Source organism: Haladaptatus sp., from assembly GCF_049589095.1.
GTDB lineage: Archaea > Halobacteriota > Halobacteria > Halobacteriales > Haladaptataceae > Haladaptatus.
On sequence record NZ_JBAWAC010000049.1, the window covers coordinates 1 to 5,322 of the forward strand.

Genomic DNA, 5,322 nt, shown 5'->3' on the forward strand with positions numbered 1-5,322 from the left:
ACTGCCTCGGTATCGGACGAACACCTGAAATACGACCTTCGGGAGACGAACGACGGGTTCGTGTTGAAGGCCTCGCGGAAGGGTGAACTCTCGCCGTACACGTCGAGCAACTGGAACACCGAGGAGAAAGCGAAAGAACGCTTGGAAGCCCAGTACGCCCTCGTTTCCCAGCAGACCGATTCCTCCGCGGAAGTGACCATCGACGAGTACCAGTTCGATACCTCGGGTGACGAACCGAAACTCGACATCAAGTACCACGTCACGTTCGTCGGTGTCAAAGACGCACTCTCGCAGTCGATCGTGAGCAGCCTCGAATCCTCGTCGAGCGTCTCGATCACCGACGAGCAGGCCGACTCCCTCACGGCGGACATCGAGAAGATGCGAATCGACCACATCACGCTCGCGATGGACCGACAGGGCGGCAAAACGACCGTCAATTGGAACGTCGAAATTGACGACTACGATGCCGCGATGGTCGACGCGCTCGAAGTGATGGAGAACACCGACAGTTCGTCGATCAGCCAGGATAGCATCGACCGGATGAAGACCCAGTTCGAGGCCCAGAACGCCGCGGACCTCGAACAGACGGTCACGTGGACCGCCGACGTCACGCATCCGTCGAGTGAAACGACCGCGGTGAGCGCCGAAGTTCACTACCGGACGAAGCACTGGGGTGATACACACGGGAGATGAACGACCATGGCGTCGAACTCGGAACGTCCTCGGTGGAACTCCACGCCGAATCCGACGGTGACGAAGTGACGGCGCACGGTTCGGTGGAACTGGAACAGAAGGCGATGCTCTCGAAGATCACCGACTCGATGCTCTCCTCGTTGGATTCGACGGCCGGAAGTTCGGCCGGGAGTTCGAACGGGATGGAACTGGTTCGTGCGTTCAAGCGGAGCGAGTTCCGGACTGCTCGCGTCGATATGAACGTCAAGTCGGGAACCGTCACCGTCAAAGGTGGCGCGCAGTTCGACAACATGAGCGCGTTCGCGAACGTCCTCGGTGATTCGTACGGTGGCGCGAACGTCGCCGATGTCGTTGGTCGGACGAACGGCAACACGACGACGACGTACGTCCACGTGAAGGGTCTCGTCGGAGAGAGCGCGACGAAGGCGGACGTTCGTGCGCTCGCCATCGTGAACGACGACACGGAAATCTACATGCCCGGCGAGTGGAACCGGTCGTTCCCCTCGATGGACACGAAAGGGGCCGCGACGTATCTCGGCCTCCAGCAGGATGCGAAGGAATCGAAGAACGAATCCGGCCAACCCGGCTTCGGCATCGGTGTCGCGGTCATTGCACTCGCCGCAGTGGCACTGCTCTCCCGGCGCGACTGAGTTCCAAAAACACGCACTTATTTTTCGCTCGCTCGGACGTTACGTCCCCTCGACGCTGTGAATCTCGATGGACGAGTCGGAGTAACTGGCTTTCACGTGATCCCCGACCTGTGCCCGGTTGAAGTCCTCGCGTCTTGTGGAGGCAGTGTAACACCCGAGCGGGTCGCCGCCACCCGCCCAATCCTTGCTACAGACGCCGATGACGTAGCCGAACTCCTCGTATTCGTCCCGTAGGAGGTCGTTGAGCGTAGTCGAGACGTGTAACTCCCCCGGGTTGGAAAAGCGGTCAGCCCACTCCTTCGCGACGTCCATTATCGGTTCGTCGCTCGATTTCGTTAGCCCGACGCTGACGACGGTTTCGTCACGAAGACTGCCGCTGGTTCGACGTTTGCCGGTTATCTCCTTCTTTCGGACGAATCCACCGACGGATGCAAACGCGGAACAGCCAGCGAGACCACCGCCCACCACGGCGGCCGACAGGGATGTTAGCACGGCACGTCTCGAAGGCATACGCGAGTATTTACCTTCACACACAAATGAATTGCGTCGGGAATTACGAACGAGTGGCTGGAAATCAACACGGAAACAGGACGGACGTGTCTCAGGCCGTCGAGTTTCCGAGGATGTTCGTGGTCACCGTCTTCCGGTAGTTCAGCGAATCAAGATCGATCCGTTCGGTGTAGCCGTGGTATTCGACGACGACGTAATAGCTGACTTTGAGCGTGCTCTTCTCACCGTTCTGAAGGTGTGTCTTCCACCACGGGCCGAGTTTCGAGTTGTCGAGGTTCATCGTATCCCGAATCGTCGCCTCGCTGTGCGGGCGGACCTCGACGGATTTCTGCCTCGATTCGTCCGAAAGGACGATGCCGTTCATCGTCACACGTGATCCGACTTCGACGATACGAATCGACTGACTCCGATCGTTTTCGACGGTCGCGGATGCGTCAATGGGTGTCTTTTCCATCGTCGCGTGGCCCCAGTTCGCCTGCACATCGGAGATTCGTCCGATCACCTGCCCGGCGACCGAGAACGACTGACTTGACGTCGAATCGACGGGGCCGAGCATATCGGTCGTTATCGTTCCCCGGTCGGCTTTGCCACCGACGGGCAGTCGGGCGAACCCGGCATCCACGATCACGTTACGCTCGATAACGCGGTCGGTCTTCTCGCCGTTGTTGACGTGACTGACCCACCAGCGTTGGATCTTCTCATCAGTGATCCGTTCAGTAAAGTTGAGATGTGTTTTTCCTGACTCGATTTGGCGGGTTGTCTCTCCCTCAACCAGCGGGACATCGTTCATCGACACGCGATACCCCGCATCGACCGAGAGGTGCTTTGCGAACACCGACCCCGGTTCGTTCGGGTTTACGACGGTCGCTCGGGTTCGAACGCCGGTGTCACCCGTCGCAGGAGCGATCCAGTTACTCTCGACGGATTCGAGTTCGGGCGGCGCGAACGACGAGTTTCCGTCGCGTGGAACGACCTTCGTCGTCGTCTTCCCGCCACCGAGTACGTCGGTCGTGAAGACGATACGCTTGCTCAGGAACGGAAGATCGACGTTTTGCGTGGTTCCGTTGTCGTGCATGACCGCGTAAAACTGCACGTCCATCGTCGTCTTCTCGCCGTTCTCCACGTGGCTTTCCCACCATTCCGGCAGTTTGCCGTTGTCGAACGTCGAGTCGATACCGAACGTGGTCGTCTTCCCCGGTTTCATGTGTACCTCACCGTCGGTCGTTCCGTTGGCGACGGTCACGTTGTTCATCGTGATCGTGTATCCCAACTGTGAGAAGACCACCTCGCCGCTGGTCGGGTTCTCGACGGTCGCGTTGACGGACAGCGGCGTCCGCTCCGTCGTGGCGTGTCCCCACGATGCGTTCGTTTTCGTCACTCGGAGGATTTCCCGGTTTCCAGCGGTCATCGTCCGCGTCTCGTTGCTGTCGAACGCACTGAGCAGGTCGGTCCGAAACGTCCGTTTCTGTGCGAGAAGTCGCTTCGAATACAGCGGAACGCTGACCGTCGGCGAGATACTGACCGTCGTCTTCTCGCCGTTATTGATGTGGCTCGCCCACCACGCCGGAATCTTTCGGTTGTCCATGCGCGTCGTCATCGAAATCGTGGACTGTCCGGACGGTAACCCGATGTTCTCCTTTTTCCCGTTCGCCACGGTCACGTCGTTCATGTCCACCCGATAATCGAGGTCCGCGACACCCGGCATCCCGACCGAACTGGGATTGTTCACGTCGATGTTCGTCCGAATTTCGGTCGTCTTCGCGCTGACGCCGCCCCACGCGGCGTCGACGTTGTCGACACTCGGTTGCCCGACCGTCACGACTCCGGACGTGAGCGCCACTCCCAGTCCGCCAGCACTCACGAGGAGGACCGTCATCACTCCCACGAGCAGTTTTCCGAGGAGGCTACGAATCGCCATTGTCTACTCTCCTAACATATATGTATTTTGTCCCACAGTTCATTATCCGGTCAATTCGCAGCCACCACCAAGTAACTTTACCTGTAATTATCCAGTACAGGAGCGGCTACCATCAACAATCACAACAACGAAACGAGATATAAGGAACAGCAGATCAACGGAACGTTTCAATTCGAGAGAGCTGACAGACCAGTGTTCGGCGGCATCGACGAGGGCGACGATTTCGGTTCGAACTTCCTCGGATGCCGGTCGGTGAGGGCTACGGGGTTCCCCGGCCGGTGCGCCGCGTTCTGTCATGGCCGCTTTGGCCCCGGGGACGCCGTATTCGCTCGTGACCGCGTGGTTTAGCTCCACGAGGCTGGCGTTCAACTGTCGGGCCTGTTCGCCGTGCCCGCCCCGGTGAAGACGATGGATTTCGCTGGCACGCTCGGGTGCGACGTTCGCCAAGCCGAGGATACCTCCGTCAGCCCCGGCGTCGAGTGCGGGGGCGTAGACCCTCCCGCTTCCGACGAACAGATCGAAATCGGCGTGCTCGGTGCGGGCACGCTCGCGTTGGAGGCGCGTGAGGTTTCCACTCGAATCCTTCATTCCGGCGATGTTCTCGTGGTTGGCGAGTTCACCGACCACTTCGGGGGAAAGGACGACGTTCGTGTAGGCCGGGACGCTGTAGAGGTACACCGGCAGGGGGCTCTCGTCGGCAACCGAACGATAGTAGTCGGCCATCGACTCGTCGTCGTGGCCGTAGTAAAACGGCGTCACCACCAGGGCCGCGTCGGCTCCCGCCTCCGCCGCGAGGGACGTTTGACGGAGCGTCTCGTGAAAGCCCGGATGGCCCGTTCCGGCCAGCACTGGAACGTCCGCCTCCTCGACCACGATTTCGACCACGCGGGCACGCTCCTCGACACTCATCAGTTCCGCTTCGCTGTTCGACCCACAGGGGACGATGAAGTCCACGCCACGCTCTTGGACCCACGCGACGAGTTCCCGAAGGTAGTTTTCTTGGAGGGATCCTTCCCGGTCGAACGGCGTCAACAGCGGTACTCCAGTTCCGTGCATGGCAGTCATCTCTCCCGGAGAGTGTATGAAATCGGGGGTAGCGGTAGTGTCTCACGGGTGTCTGACGCGGTTTTAAGTTCTCGCCGTTCCCATCCGAAAATGGGCGCGCACAACACCCTCTCTCCCATCCTCCCACTCTGCGCGCCCGGCACACACCACCCACATCGCCCCTGTACCCCGCTCTCCCATCCCGTTCGACACTCCCCCTCTTCCGTTTTAGGATACGTCAACTCGTTCGTAGACACATCCTGATCGTAACAAAGAGTGCCTGTACCGGGCGCAAACGGTTCATAACAAAGTGGTGTCCGCTCATTCGTACAGTTGCGCCCGACGGCTCGGGCGCGAAGCGTGTCGCAGTCTCGCGGTGGGTCTCCCGGCGGGGCCGGGGGCTCTGGCGACGGGTTGGCTTCCCGTTACAGTGTCACCAACCCCCCCACGAAAGTTCTCGTCCCGGTCGACCCTAGAACCCCGCGCTGCCCAATCGTTTTTCGCTTC

4 protein-coding genes and 1 pseudogene are annotated in these 5,322 nt (G+C 59.9%); 2 read left to right on the forward strand and 3 right to left on the reverse strand.

Going from position 1 to position 5,322, the window contains the following annotated elements; genetic code table 11:
- Window positions 1-693 (forward strand): annotated as a pseudogene (locus WBV42_RS01605) (PGF-CTERM sorting domain-containing protein); the annotation flags it as partial.
- Window positions 690-1,343 carry a PGF-CTERM sorting domain-containing protein gene (locus tag WBV42_RS01610; RefSeq protein WP_423984485.1) on the forward strand — a complete coding sequence of 218 codons (654 nt, stop codon included), beginning with the start codon at window positions 690-692 and terminating at the stop codon, window positions 1,341-1,343. The pseudogene WBV42_RS01605 and the gene WBV42_RS01610, both read left to right, overlap by 4 nt.
- Window positions 1,344-1,382: 39 nt before the next feature.
- On the opposite strand, the gene WBV42_RS01615 is transcribed toward WBV42_RS01610, so the two are convergent.
- The 3 genes from WBV42_RS01615 to WBV42_RS01625 all read right to left on the reverse strand — a co-directional run bounded on the left by WBV42_RS01615 (window position 1,383) and on the right by WBV42_RS01625 (window position 4,827).
- Window positions 1,383-1,835 carry a hypothetical protein gene (locus tag WBV42_RS01615; RefSeq protein WP_423984486.1) on the reverse strand — a complete coding sequence of 151 codons (453 nt, stop codon included), beginning with the start codon at window positions 1,833-1,835 and terminating at the stop codon, window positions 1,383-1,385.
- Between the two features lie 109 nt (window positions 1,836-1,944).
- Window positions 1,945-3,771, reverse strand: coding sequence for an LEA type 2 family protein (locus WBV42_RS01620; RefSeq protein WP_423984487.1), 1,827 nt, complete (start codon window positions 3,769-3,771; stop codon window positions 1,945-1,947).
- Between the two features lie 87 nt (window positions 3,772-3,858).
- Entirely contained in the window at window positions 3,859-4,827 is a 969-nt protein-coding gene (locus tag WBV42_RS01625) for a dihydrodipicolinate synthase family protein (protein WP_423984488.1), read from the reverse strand.
- Window positions 4,828-5,322: the final 495 nt, after the last annotated feature.